Annotated in this window: 13 protein-coding genes; 10 read left to right on the forward strand and 3 right to left on the reverse strand. The window is 70.9% G+C overall.

Annotated features, from left to right (window positions below; translation table 11 throughout):
- Nucleotides 1–14: 14 nt before the first annotated feature.
- From ACH443_RS13430 to ACH443_RS13440, 3 genes are all read right to left on the reverse strand, one after another.
- On the reverse strand, nt 15–986 hold the full coding sequence (locus ACH443_RS13430; RefSeq protein ID WP_430590596.1) for a heme A synthase: 972 nt from the start codon (nt 984–986) through the stop codon (nt 15–17).
- An 87-nt stretch (nt 987–1,073) separates the two neighbouring features.
- The gene (locus ACH443_RS13435) at nt 1,074–1,865 is read right to left on the reverse strand and encodes an ABC transporter permease (RefSeq protein WP_430590597.1); all 792 of its coding nucleotides are present in this window, start codon (nt 1,863–1,865) and stop codon (nt 1,074–1,076) included.
- A complete protein-coding gene (locus tag ACH443_RS13440; RefSeq protein ID WP_429767206.1) occupies nt 1,862–2,779 on the reverse strand; it encodes an ABC transporter ATP-binding protein in 918 nt (305 codons plus the stop codon). The genes ACH443_RS13435 and ACH443_RS13440 overlap by 4 nt, the downstream gene beginning before the upstream one ends.
- A gap of 179 nt (nt 2,780–2,958) precedes the next feature.
- On the opposite strand from ACH443_RS13440, the gene ACH443_RS13445 reads away from it, so the two are divergent.
- From ACH443_RS13445 to ACH443_RS13490, 10 genes are all read left to right on the forward strand, one after another.
- A complete protein-coding gene (locus ACH443_RS13445; protein WP_429767175.1) occupies nt 2,959–3,597 on the forward strand; it encodes an HdeD family acid-resistance protein in 639 nt (212 codons plus the stop codon).
- A 150-nt stretch (nt 3,598–3,747) separates the two neighbouring features.
- Complete coding sequence (locus tag ACH443_RS13450; protein ID WP_430590598.1) at nt 3,748–4,524, forward strand: helix-turn-helix transcriptional regulator; 777 nt, start codon at nt 3,748–3,750, stop codon at nt 4,522–4,524.
- Nucleotides 4,521–5,984 (forward strand): Fe-S cluster assembly protein SufB, encoded by a 1,464-nt coding sequence (gene sufB / locus ACH443_RS13455; RefSeq protein ID WP_429767171.1) that lies wholly within the window; start codon nt 4,521–4,523, stop codon nt 5,982–5,984. The genes ACH443_RS13450 and sufB overlap by 4 nt, the downstream gene beginning before the upstream one ends.
- Nucleotides 5,984–7,180 carry a Fe-S cluster assembly protein SufD gene (gene sufD, locus ACH443_RS13460; protein WP_429767170.1) on the forward strand — a complete coding sequence of 399 codons (1,197 nt, stop codon included), beginning with the start codon at nt 5,984–5,986 and terminating at the stop codon, nt 7,178–7,180. The genes sufB and sufD overlap by 1 nt, the downstream gene beginning before the upstream one ends.
- Nucleotides 7,181–7,187: 7 nt before the next feature.
- Nucleotides 7,188–7,535 (forward strand): non-heme iron oxygenase ferredoxin subunit, encoded by a 348-nt coding sequence (locus tag ACH443_RS13465; protein WP_380316062.1) that lies wholly within the window; start codon nt 7,188–7,190, stop codon nt 7,533–7,535.
- 42 nt (nt 7,536–7,577) lie between these two features.
- The gene (sufC, locus tag ACH443_RS13470) at nt 7,578–8,345 is read left to right on the forward strand and encodes a Fe-S cluster assembly ATPase SufC (RefSeq protein WP_429767169.1); all 768 of its coding nucleotides are present in this window, start codon (nt 7,578–7,580) and stop codon (nt 8,343–8,345) included.
- A 46-nt stretch (nt 8,346–8,391) separates the two neighbouring features.
- Nucleotides 8,392–9,690: a cysteine desulfurase gene (locus ACH443_RS13475; protein ID WP_430590599.1), complete on the forward strand. Its 1,299-nt coding sequence runs from the start codon at nt 8,392–8,394 to the stop codon at nt 9,688–9,690.
- Nucleotides 9,691–9,710: 20 nt separating this feature from the next.
- The gene (gene sufU, locus ACH443_RS13480) at nt 9,711–10,175 is read left to right on the forward strand and encodes a Fe-S cluster assembly sulfur transfer protein SufU (protein WP_430590600.1); all 465 of its coding nucleotides are present in this window, start codon (nt 9,711–9,713) and stop codon (nt 10,173–10,175) included.
- Nucleotides 10,176–10,201: 26 nt separating this feature from the next.
- Nucleotides 10,202–10,573, forward strand: coding sequence for a metal-sulfur cluster assembly factor (locus ACH443_RS13485; protein ID WP_429767164.1), 372 nt, complete (start codon nt 10,202–10,204; stop codon nt 10,571–10,573).
- A gap of 282 nt (nt 10,574–10,855) precedes the next feature.
- A complete protein-coding gene (locus tag ACH443_RS13490) occupies nt 10,856–11,653 on the forward strand; it encodes a hypothetical protein (RefSeq protein WP_430590601.1) in 798 nt (265 codons plus the stop codon).
- Nucleotides 11,654–12,360: the final 707 nt, after the last annotated feature.

Genomic DNA, 12,360 nt, shown 5'->3' on the forward strand with positions numbered 1-12,360 from the left:
CGGGGACGCCTGCGTCAGGCGCGGGTGCGCAGCTTCAGGACGGCGTTCGCGGTGGCCCAGGCGAGGCAGCCGGCGCCCACCAGGTGCACGCCGACGAGGATCTCGGGCAGGCCGGTGAAGTACTGCACGTAGCCGACGAGGCCCTGCGACAGGGTGACCGCGAGCAGCACCCACGCGCCCTTGCGCGCGGCCGCGACCCGCGGGCCGGCCGGCGCCCGGTGCAGCAGCACCAGGAGCACGACCAGGGTGATGAGGAACAGCCACACGGACTCGGAGTGCGCCCGCGTCATGGTCAGCGGGTCGAGCGCCAGCCGGTAGCCGACCGTGTCGTCGCCCGAGTGCGGACCCGAGCCCGTGACGAGCACGCCCAGCGTCACCACCGGGATCAGCAGCAGGCCGAGCAGGGCGCCGGTCGTCGCGACGCCGCGGCCCGCGATGCGCTGCGGGGGCCCGTCGCCCTCGCCGTGCCGGTGCAGCAGGTACGCGCTGAACCACACGAGCGCGACCGAGACGCCGAAGTGGAGGGAGACCCAGCCCGGGTGCAGGTGCAGGAGCACGACGATGCCCCCGATGACCGCCTGGGTGAGCACGCCCGCCAGCGGCACGATGCCGAGGGCCCGGTACGACTCCGACCGGCGGCGGTCCGTCCATACCAGGACCAGCAGCATGACGCCGATGACGCTCAGCACGCCCGTCATGGTGCGGTTGCCGAACTCGACGAACGAGTGGATCGAGGACGCCTCGTGGAACACGGGCGTGAAGTGCCCCGGCTCGCACATCGGCCAGGTGGAGCAGCCGAGCCCGGAGTCGGTGAGGCGCACCGCGCCGCCCGTGCCGATGACGAGAATCTGCCCGATGACGTTCGCCAGGAGCACGCCGCGGGTCCAGGGCCGGAACCGGGCGAGGCGGTCGGGGCGGTCGGTCCGGTCGGGCGTGGCGCCGGCACCCGCCTCGGGGGCGGGCGCGGCGGGGCTCGGCGAGGTCACGGGTCCACGCTATCCCTCGGGCCGGGCCGTTCGGGCGGCGACGGCCGCCCCACGGTGTGACGTTGGCCCGGTCCTGTCAGCTCCTGGTCACTGCCAGCGGAAGAAGCGGGCCGCGGCCCACCCCAGCAGCGCGGTCCAGGCGGCGAGCACCACCAGCGCGAGCGTGGGTACGCCGGTGCCGAGCAGCGCGCCCCGCATCGCCTCGCCGAGGGCGCCCGACGGCAGGAACGTCGCGAGCTGCTCGAGCGGACCGGGCAGCTGGGCCGGCGGTACCAGCAGGCCGCCGCCCACGACGAGCAGCACGAGGACGAGGTTCGCGAGCGCGAGCACGCCCTCGGCGCGCAGCGTGCCAGCGAGCAGGAGCGCCAGCGCGGTGAAGCAGGCCGTGCCGAGCAGCCCGACGCCGACGGCCGCGAGGATCCCGCCCGCGGCGGGGTGCCAGCCCAGCGCGAGCGCGACCGCCCCGATGACGACGACCTGCACGACCTCGACGGCCAGGACGCCGAGCAGCTTGCCGGCGAGCAGCCCGCCGCGCCCGAGCGGCGTCGTCGCCAGGAGTCGCAGCACGCCGTTGCGGCGGTCGAACGCCGTGGCGATGGCCTGCGAGGTGAACGCCGTCGAGACGCAGGCGAGCGCGAGCACGCCCGGCGTCACGAAGTCGATCCGGTCCAGGCCGCCGGTGTCGATCTCGACGACGCTGGTGCGCGTCAGGCCGAGGAGCACCATGACCGGCAGCACGATCGTGACGAGGAGCTGCTCGCCGTTGCGCAGCACGGCCCGCGTCTCGAACCCGGTCTGGGACAGCACGCGGCGCCACGCGGGGGCGGCGGCGCCGGGCCGGCTCGTGCCGCTGGTCGGGTGCGGGGTGGTGGTGGTCATCGCAGGTGCCGTCCCGTCAGGTCGAGGAAGACGTCCTCCAGCGTGCGCCGGCCCACGGTGAGGCGGCTCGCGAGGACGTCGTGGTCGGCGAGCCAGGCCGTGAGGACGGCCAGGGTACGCGGGCCGGCGGGGCCGGCGACGACGTACGAACCGGGCTGCGGCTCGGTGACCACCCAAGGCCCCTCGCCGGCGGCGTCGAGGGCTGCCGCGACGGCGGCGGGGTCGAGGCCCGCGGCGGCGTCGAAGCGCAGCGTGCGGTCGTCCTGGGCGTCGGGGGAGAGGAGCTCGGGCACGGAGCCGCTGGCGATGAGGCGGCCGTGGTCGACGACGTGCACGCGGTCGGCGAGGTCCTCGGCCTCGTCCATGAGGTGCGTCGTGAGGACGACGGCGGTGCCCTCGTCGCGCAGCTCGCGCACGAGGTCCCACACGGCGTGGCGGCTCTGCGGGTCCATGCCCGCGCTCGGCTCGTCGAGGAACACCACCTCGGGCCGCCCGACGACCGCCGCCGCGAGGGACAGCCGCTGCCGCTGCCCGCCGGACAGCCGCCGCACCGTGGTGCGGGCGAACGACCCGAGGCCCAGGCGCTCGCCGAGCTCGCCCAGGTCCCGCGGCGCCGCGTACATGGAGGCGACGTGGCGCAGGACCTCGCCGGCGCGGGCGCCGGTGGGCAGCCCGCCGTCCTGCAGCATGACGCCGACGCGGGGGCGCAGCGCGCGGGCGTCGGCCACCGGGTCGAGGCCGAGGACGCGCACCGTGCCGCCGTCGGGGGAGCGCAGGCCCTCGCAGCACTCGACGGTGGTGGTCTTGCCCGCGCCGTTCGGCCCGAGCACGGCCGTCACCGCCCCGGCGTCGGCGACGAGGTCCAGACCTGCGACGACGTCGCGCCCGTCGTAGCGTTTGACCAGGCCCCGCACGCGGACGGCGGCCCCGGCAGCGGGATCGACGGAGCCGGCGCGCGGGTCCTCGGCAGAGTGCGCGGACGGCGTGGCGCCGTCCGCGCCCGATGGCGCGATCGAGGTGGGCACCGGAAGATTCTACGGACGTCGCCCGGCCGGGCGGCGCACGCTCGTACGACCCGAGGAGCACGACGGACATGACCTTCTACGCGTTCACGCCGCCGCAGGACGTCGCAGCCCTGGCGCGGCGGCTCTGGTACTGGCCGGTCGTGCGTGGCGTGCTCGCCCTGCTGTTCGGGCTCCTGGCGATCTTCCTGCCCGACAAGACGCCGACGCTGCTCGTCCAGGTGTTCGGGGTGTTCGTGCTGGTCGACGGTCTGGTGAGCATCGTCGACGGGATCCGCCGGCGCGGCACCTCGGCGGGTTCGGTGAACACGGGCGTCGGGATGGTCGCGCTGGTGTTCGGCGCCCTGCTGCTGCTCCTGCCGAAGGTGTTCCTCGGCGTCGTCCTCATCCTCGTGGCCATCTGGGCCCTGATCTTCGGCCTCCTGCAGCTGTTCGTCGTCCCTGCCATGCGTCGGCGCGGCGGGGCGTCGTGGGTGTGGAACCTGCTCGCGGGCCTGCTGCTGGTGGCGCTCGCGGTGGTGTGCTTCGTCAACCCGGCCGACGCGATCGTGGGCCTGTCCATCGTGATCGGCGTGTTCGCGGTGATCATCGGGATCGTGATGATCGCCCTCGGGATCAAGCTGCGCCAGCTCGGGCAGCAGGCGTCCGGCGGGGGCGCGGGCGGCCGCCCGGGCGAGGTCATCGAGGGCCGCATCGTCACCGACGAGTGACGTTCGCGACACCGGGGCTCTCGACGGGCCCCGGTGAGGCTTGCCTTGCTTGACATCCTGGATTACGCAACAAGGATGTTCCCTATATCGACGTCGTCGCCGGGGTGAGGTTTGCCCCCGGTGGTCCACGAGCCGCACGGGGGTGAGCGCATGCCGACCAGCACGACCGACCGCACGCCCGCACGCGTCGACCCCCGCCTGCTCGACGGCGCGCCCGAGGCCGACGGCACCACCCGTCGCCGCGTCCTGGAGCTCGTCGCCGGCGAGGGCCCCGTGACGGCGGGGGAGCTCGCCGACAGGCTCGGCCTCACCTCCGCCGCCGTCCGCCGGCACCTCGCCTGCCTCGAGGAGGACGGCACCATCGCGGTGCACGAGGCCGGTCCGTCGTCGGGCCGCCGGGGCCGCCCCGCCCGCCGCTACGTCGTGAGTGCCCGCGGGCAGTCCGACCTCGCGGGCGGCTACTCCGAGCTCGCGGCCCAGGTGATGCGCTACCTGCGCGAGATCGGCGGAACGGACGCCGTGGCGCGGTTCGCCGCCGACCGGTACGACGCCGTGGTCGCGCGGTACGCGCCGCGCCTGACCGCCAGCGATCCGCAGGAGCGCGCGGCCCAGCTCGCCGACCTGTTGTCGGCCGACGGCTATGCCGCCTCGGTCCGCCCGGTGAGCGGCCCGCTGCTGCCCACCGTCCAGCTGTGCCAGGGCCACTGCCCGGTGCAGCACGTCGCCGAGGAGTTCTCCGAGCTGTGCGAGGCCGAGGCCCGCGCGTTCTCCGAGCTGCTCGGCACGCACGTCCAGCGCCTCGCCACGATCGCGGGAGGCGCGCACGCGTGCGTCACGAACGTCCCGATCGTCTCCACCCCGACGTCCCCCCAGAACCTCCCCACCCCGGCCCACCGCACCCGCGGCACGCAGGAAGGAACACGATGAGCGCTCCCACCCAGGACGCCGCCCAGGCGGCTTCGGCGCAGGGCACCGAGAAGCGGTCCGATGACGAGATCATCGACTCGATCGGTGCGTACGAGTACGGCTGGCGCGACAGCGACGCCGCGGGCGAGGCTGCGCAGCGCGGTCTGAACGAGGACGTCGTCAAGAACATCTCCGAGCTCAAGAACGAGCCCGAGTGGATGCGCAAGGCGCGCCTGAAGGCGCTGCGACTCTTCGACAAGAAGCCGATGCCGAACTGGGGCGCCGACCTCACCGGGATCGACTTCGACCGGATCAAGTACTTCGTGCGCTCCACGGAGAAGCAGGCCGCCAGCTGGGAGGACCTGCCCGAGGACATCCGCGCCACCTACGACCGGCTCGGCATCCCCGAGGCGGAGAAGCAGCGCCTCGTGGCCGGCGTTGCCGCGCAGTACGAGTCCGAGGTCGTGTACCACCAGATCCGCGAGGACCTCGAGGCCCAGGGCGTCATCTTCGTCGACACCGACACCGGTCTGCGCGACTACCCGGAGCTGTTCCAGGAGTACTTCGGCACGGTCATCCCGGCGGGCGACAACAAGTTCGCCGCGCTGAACTCCGCCGTGTGGTCCGGCGGCTCGTTCGTCTACGTGCCGCCGGGCGTGCACGTGGAGATCCCGCTGCAGGCCTACTTCCGCATCAACACGGAGAACATGGGCCAGTTCGAGCGGACGCTGATCATCGCGGACGAGGGCTCCTACGTGCACTACGTCGAGGGCTGCACCGCGCCGATCTACTCGAGCGATTCGCTGCACTCCGCGGTCGTCGAGATCGTCGTGAAGAAGAACGCCCGCGTGCGCTACACGACCATCCAGAACTGGTCGAACAACGTGTACAACCTGGTGACGAAGCGCGCCACGGCCGCCGAGGGCGCCACCATGGAGTGGGTCGACGGCAACATCGGCTCCAAGGTGACCATGAAGTACCCGGCGATCTACCTGCTGGGCGAGCACGCCCGCGGCGAGACGCTGTCCATCGCCTTCGCGGGCGAGGGCCAGCACCAGGACGCCGGCTGCAAGATGGTGCACGCCGCGCCGCGCACGTCGTCGTCGATCGTGTCGAAGTCCGTCGCCCGCGGCGGCGGCCGCACGTCGTACCGCGGCCTGGTGCAGGTGCTCGAGGGCGCCAAGCACTCCGCGTCCACCGTGCTGTGCGACGCGCTGCTCGTCGACCAGATCTCCCGGTCCGACACCTACCCGTACGTCGACGTCCGCGAGGACGACGTGTCCATGGGGCACGAGGCGACGGTCTCGCGGGTGAGCGAGGACCAGCTGTTCTACCTCATGTCCCGAGGCATGGAGGAGACCGAGGCGATGGCCATGATCGTGCGCGGGTTCGTCGAGCCCATCGCGCGCGAGCTGCCCATGGAGTACGCGCTCGAGCTCAACCGCCTCATCGAGCTGCAGATGGAAGGGTCCGTCGGCTGATGGCCATCACTACCGATCACTCCCGCGCCGTGGCCGACGGCGCCCACTCCCACGGCGTCGTGCCGGCGGGCTCGCGCGCCGAGCGCAAGACGTCGTTCGACCTCGCCGACATCCCCGTGCCCACCGGGCGCGAGGAGGAGTGGCGCTTCTCGCCGGTGGCGCGGCTCCAGCCGCTGTTCGGCGAGGAGCACGGCGCCGGCGGCGTGCTGACGACCGTCGTCGAGGCCCCCGAGGCCAAGGTCGAGATCGTCGGCAAGGACGACCCGCGCCTGGGCACGACCGGCAAGCCGGGCGACCGCACCGCGGTGACCGCGTGGAACGCGGCCGCCGAGGCCACCGTCGTCACGCTCCCCGCCGAGGCCGTCGCCACCGACGTCACCTCCGTGCGCGTCGAGGGCGCGACGAAGGACCTCACGGCGCAGCACCTGCTGGTGCACGCCGAGCACCACGCCGAGGGCGTCGTCGTCATCGACCACCGCGGCGACGCGACCCTCAACCAGACGGTCGAGATCGTCGTCGACGAGGGCGCGCACCTCACCGTCGTCAGCGTGCAGGACTGGGCCGACGGCGCCGTGCACGCCTCCAGCCACCGCGCCCGCATCGGCCGCGACGCCAAGCTCAAGCACGTCGTCGTGACCTTCGGCGGCGACGTCGTGCGCCTCACGCCGGACGCGACGTTCACGGGCGAGGGCGGCGAGGTCGAGATGGTCGGCCTGTACTTCGCCGACGCCGACCAGCACCAGGAGCACCGCCTCTTCGTGGACCACGCCGTGCCGCGCTGCAAGTCGCGCGTCACGTACAAGGGCGCCCTGCAGGGCGCCGGCGCGCACGTGGTGTGGGTCGGGGACGTGCTCATCCAGGCCGAGGCCGAGGGCACCGACACCTACGAGCTCAACCGCAACCTGGTCCTCACCGACGGCGCCCGCGCCGACTCGGTGCCGAACCTGGAGATCGAGACGGGCGAGATCGAGGGCGCGGGGCACGCGTCGGCGACCGGCCGGTTCGACGACGAGCAGCTCTTCTACCTCATGGCCCGCGGCATCCCCGAGGTCGACGCCCGTCGCCTCGTCGTGCGCGGCTTCTTCGCCGAGCTGATCGACGAGATCGGCGTCCCGTCGGTCGAGGAGCGCCTGCTCGCGTCGATCGAGGCGGAGCTGGAGAAGTCGATGAGCGCCATCACCGGCGTCGCGGAGTGACGCGGCGATGACCTCTCAGCTGGCCTGCATGGCCGACGACCTCGCCCCCGAGGAGGCCATGCTCGTGGAGCTCGACGGCGCGGACGGGGCCCCGGTCCCGGTCGCGGTCGTCCGCGACGCCGACGGCGGCTGGCACGCCCTCTCGGACATCTGCTCGCACGGACAGGTCTCCCTGTCCGACGGGGAGGTCGAGGGCTGCCTGGTCGAGTGCTGGCTGCACGGCTCGCAGTTCGACCTGCGCACCGGCAAGCCGGTCCAGCTCCCCGCGACGCAGCCCGTGCCGGTGTACCCGGTGACCGTGGACGGCGACCGCATCCTCGTGGACGTCGACGAGCGGCTCGCCGTCGCGTCCTGACCTGCCTCAGACTTTCGCAACACAGACCTGGAGACACGAAGCATGCCCACCCTGGAGATCCGCGACCTGCACGTCAGCGTCGAGACCAAGGAAGGCGCCAAGCCGATCCTGCGCGGCGTCGACCTGACCATCAACTCGGGCGAGACGCACGCCATCATGGGGCCGAACGGCTCCGGCAAGTCGACCCTCGCCTCGGCCCTCGCCGGCCACCCGAAGTACACGGTGACCTCCGGCACCGTCACGCTCGACGGCGAGGACCTCCTCGCGATGACCGTCGACGAGCGCGCCCGCGCCGGCCTCTTCCTCGCCATGCAGTACCCGGTCGAGGTGCCCGGCGTGTCCGTGGCGAACTTCCTGCGCACTGCCAAGACCGCCATCGACGGCGAGGCGCCCGCCCTGCGCACGTGGGGCAAGGAGGTCAAGGGTGCGATGGAGAACCTCCGCATCGACTCGACCTTCGCCGAGCGTTCCGTCAACGAGGGCTTCTCCGGCGGTGAGAAGAAGCGCCACGAGATCCTCCAGATGGAGCTCTTCAAGCCGCACTTCGCGATCCTCGACGAGACCGACTCCGGCCTCGACGTCGACGCCCTGCGCGTCGTGTCCGAGGGCGTGAACCGCGCCAAGTCAAACACCGACGTGGGCGTGCTGCTCATCACGCACTACACGCGCATCCTGCGCTACATCAAGCCGGACTTCGTGCACGTCTTCGTCGACGGCAAGATCGCCGAGGAGGGCGGCCCCGAGCTCGCGGAGCAGCTCGAGGAGAACGGCTACGACAAGTACGTCGGCACCGGCGCGACGATGGCCTGACCTCCCCGTCGAGCATTCGACCAGGAGCCGTCACCAGGAGGACAGCATGACCACCACCGACACCGTGCGCCCGTCGCTCACCGCGGCGGAGCTCGCGGCCGTGCGGGCGGACTTCCCGCTGCTCGGGCGCACGGTGCGGGGTGGCCGGCCGCTGGTCTACCTGGACTCGGCCGCGACGTCGCAGAAGCCGAACGTCGTGCTCGAGGCCGAGGTCGACTTCTACGAGCAGCGCAACGCGGCTGTGCACCGCGGCGCGCACCAGCTCGCCGAGGAGGCGACCGAGGCGTTCGAGGACGCCCGGGCCGCCGTGGCGAGGTTCGTCGGGGCCGACGAGGGCGAGATCGTCTGGACGCCGGGCGCGACCGCGGCCCTCAACCTCGTGGCGTACGCGTTCTCCAACGCGACGGCCGGGCGCGGCGGTGCCGCCGCCGAGCGGTTCCGCCTGTCCCCGGGCGACGAGATCGTCGTCACCGAGGCGGAGCACCACGCCAACCTCGTGCCGTGGCAGGAGCTGTGCGCCCGTAACGGCGCCGTCCTGCGCTGGTTCGGCGTCGACGACGACGGGCGGATCGACCTGTCGGACGTCGCGAGCGTGATCACCGAGCGCACGCGCGTGGTGGCGTTCGGCCACGTGTCGAACGTGACGGGCGCGATCGCCCCGGTGGCGGAGCTGGTCGCCGCCGCGAAGAGGGTCGGGGCCGTCACGGTGCTCGACGCGTGCCAGTCGGTGCCGCACCTGCCGGTGGACCTGCACGCCCTGGACGTCGACCTCGCCGCCTTCAGCGCGCACAAGATGCTCGGCCCCACGGGCGTCGGCGCGCTGTACGGGCGGCGCGAGCTGCTCGAGGCCATGCCGCCCGTGACCACGGGCGGGTCGATGGTCGAGGTCGTGACCATGGCCGAGACCACCTACGCCCCGCCGCCGCAGCGGTTCGAGGCGGGCACGCAGATGGTCGCGCAGGCCGTCGGCATGGGCGTGGCCGCGCAGTGGCTGGACGAGCTCGGCATGGACCGCGTGGCCGAGCACGAGCGGGAGCTCGCGGCCGAGCTGGTGCGTATCGGCGAGATCCCCGGCGTGCGGATCGTCGGGCCGGCCGACGCGCGCGACCGCCTCGCGGTCGTCTCGTTCGTCGTCGACGGCGTGCACGCGCACGACGTCGGGCAGGTGCTCGACGACAAGGGCATCGCCGTCCGCGTGGGGCACCACTGCGCGCAGCCGCTGCACCGCCGGTTCGGCGTGGCCGCGACGGCGCGCGCGTCGGCCTCCGTGTACACCACGGCCGAAGAGATCGCGGCGTTCCGGGAAGCATTGTCGGGCGTGCGCGCGTTCTTCGGTGTGGACTGACGTAGGCGGAGAGGACAGCAGTGAGCTCGCTCGAGCAGATGTACCAGCAGGTGATCCTGGACCATGCGAAGCGCCCGCACGGACGGGGCCTCGTCGACCCGCCCGCCGACCACCGGTCGGGGGAGTCGCACCAGGTGAACCCGACCTGCGGCGACGAGATCACGCTGCGCGTGGACGTCGACGGCTCCACCGTGTCCGGCGTGTCCTGGGAGGGCCAGGGCTGCTCCATCTCGCAGGCGTCCGCCTCCGTGATGACGGAGCTCGTCACCGGGCACGACCTGTCCGACGTCGCCCGCCTGGACGCCGTCTTCCACGACCTCATGGCCTCGCGGGGCAAGGGTCTGGACGACGAGGACGCGCTGGACGCCATCGGCGACGCGAGCGCGTTCACCGGCGTCTCGCAGTACCCCGCCCGCATCAAGTGCGCGCTGCTCGGCTGGGCGGCGCTCAAGGACTCGCTGGCGCGCAGCGGCGCGCTGGGCTGAAGCCGACCTGAACCTGAGAGGACACGATGACCGAGAACACGACCGAGGCGGCCGCCCCGCCCGTCGCCGAGCCGGCCGCGGCCCCCACGCCCACCACGGCGGCGGACGTCGAGGAGGCCCTGCGCGACGTCATCGACCCCGAGCTGGGCATCAACGTCGTCGACCTGGGCCTCGTCTACGGCATCCAGGTGGACCAGAACAACATGTCCACGATCGACATGACGCTCACGTCAGCGGCCTGCCCGCTCACGGACGTCATCGAGGACCAGGCCGGCACCGCGCTGGAGGGGCTCGTCGACGGCTTCCGCATCAACTGGGTCTGGATGCCGCCGTGGGGTCCGGAGAAGATCACCGACGAGGGCCGTGAGCAGCTGCGGATGCTGGGGTTCAACGTCTAGGACAAAGCTCTCAAAACTGGCAAAGCAGATGAGGCGTGCTTCTCTCGTCGCGAAGGGCCCCGCCGTGCCGCACGGTGGGGCCCTTCGCGTGCGGAACTTCGGTTCGAACGGGTGGACGGAGCCCAGGCGACCGACGAACTTCGTGGCTGTCACTCGCTGACCGCGACGGACCCGCGTATTGCATCCGACTCGCGAGGGCGAGGTCTGTGCATGAATGGCTCTCGGGCGAGCCCGTCCTTCCCGCAGCGCTCCTCGGCACCACGGGTCAGGTGGCACCCATCCGTGCAGCAGTCCCTCCCGATCGGTGCCGGGCATGTGGGGTACAACCCGAAGCAGAAGAACGACAAGCGCAAGTACGACACGTGCACGAAGGCGATCTCGTGCGTGCGGACGGTGCGCGACGAGCACACGCATACACCCGTGCGCGTGCGCTCGAACTACACAGCGTATGCAAATACGTACTTTGCCAAGAGCCCTCGAAGGTCGTACGCCGACATCACCGTTGACCGTACGGGCTCGATCCAGCGGGCGCGCTCCGACGCGCGCCATGAAGGAATTAATCGGAAGCGTGCGGCCGAGAGGGAAGCTGCCGCCGCGGCGGCAGCCGCGCAGGAGAAGGAGCGGGGTGACTGGTTCGGCAACCTCAAGTCTTGGGCTGCCAGTGATAAGGGGCAGGCCGCAAGCCAGGTACTCTCAACGGTTGCGCTAGGCATCGGTGTTCTCGCGATGGTCTCCAATCCGGTGGGTTGGGTGGCAGGGGTAGCGATCGGCGGCAGCATGCTTCTGGGCGCGGCAAGTACAGGGATTGACTGTGTGAACGGCATGTCTGGTGGCTGCGCACTCGGAATTCTGGGAACTCTAACGGGCGGCGCAGGATACGCGCTCAAGGCCGCGCGAGCCGTTCCTGCAGTTGGCCGTGCGGTCCGAGGAGTCAATGAGAGTATGCGAATGCCTGGTGAAGCGGCAAGCGACATCATCGGGAACGGTGTAGATGTTATGTCGGACGTCATGGGAACGAGTTTCGACACAATCGGTTTGAGCTACTCCACGGCTCAGACTGCCGGCTGGATTAGGGATTGATTATGGGAACGGGTGATTGGAAGCCAGGTCAGAAAGTAGATGTTCTGCCCGGCCCTGCGGCCGTGCGATACGGCGTGGCAATGCTGGTTTCGGTGACACTCCTTTTTGTAAGCGCGGGGGTTCTAGTGATCGGAATGCTAGCGACCGGAGACGGATATCCGGACCACCCGGTGACTCTGGTTGCAATGATCGGCATGTTGGTAGCGATCGTTTCATGCCTGCTCTCTTGGGGGCTGCATGTTCGAAAGCGAAACGCGGAATTTCGGGCTGGTTACACCACTGCCGAGGCACAAGAGTATGCAGAGTTAGATCTCAAGAGTGGCCAGATAATCCGCATCGCGGGGGAGGGCCTGCTTACAAAGGCGGAATATCGACGGCGAATTGCCCTCATTCGGGAAACGGAAAAGCATTGAACTGCTCATATCGCTAGATTTGTCCGGACGATCGGAGCATGTTCATGCTGGGATGTCGCCATCGCGGTAGAAGAATTATGCGGTATCGGTGGGTGGCAAAAGCGAAGTGCTGGACCGGCACGAGTTCGACAAGGTCGGCAACCGCGGTCTATAACGTTGTGCCACACCGCACGCCCTGTATCCGAGTAGCGCCGCGATTGGGAGTCCGGTATTTACGCCACCTAGGACGGTCTCATTCACACAGCGACGACCTCGAGGGCACAGCATGAGAGCCAATTCTGAGACAGTCGGAAA

This window comes from Isoptericola sp. NPDC019571, from assembly GCF_044389385.1.
Classification (GTDB): domain Bacteria; phylum Actinomycetota; class Actinomycetes; order Actinomycetales; family Cellulomonadaceae; genus Isoptericola; species Isoptericola nanjingensis.

Coding starts and splice junctions, on each gene's coding strand:
- ACH443_RS13435 (WP_430590597.1), bottom strand. CDS start 1,865: ATGACCACCACCACCCCGCACCCGACCAGCGGCACGAGCCGGCCCGGC.
- ACH443_RS13445 (WP_429767175.1), top strand. CDS start 2,959: ATGACCTTCTACGCGTTCACGCCGCCGCAGGACGTCGCAGCCCTGGCG.
- ACH443_RS13450 (WP_430590598.1), top strand. CDS start 3,748: ATGCCGACCAGCACGACCGACCGCACGCCCGCACGCGTCGACCCCCGC.
- sufB (WP_429767171.1), top strand. CDS start 4,521: ATGAGCGCTCCCACCCAGGACGCCGCCCAGGCGGCTTCGGCGCAGGGC.
- sufD (WP_429767170.1), top strand. CDS start 5,984: ATGGCCATCACTACCGATCACTCCCGCGCCGTGGCCGACGGCGCCCAC.
- ACH443_RS13465 (WP_380316062.1), top strand. CDS start 7,188: ATGACCTCTCAGCTGGCCTGCATGGCCGACGACCTCGCCCCCGAGGAG.
- sufC (WP_429767169.1), top strand. CDS start 7,578: ATGCCCACCCTGGAGATCCGCGACCTGCACGTCAGCGTCGAGACCAAG.
- ACH443_RS13475 (WP_430590599.1), top strand. CDS start 8,392: ATGACCACCACCGACACCGTGCGCCCGTCGCTCACCGCGGCGGAGCTC.
- ACH443_RS13485 (WP_429767164.1), top strand. CDS start 10,202: ATGACCGAGAACACGACCGAGGCGGCCGCCCCGCCCGTCGCCGAGCCG.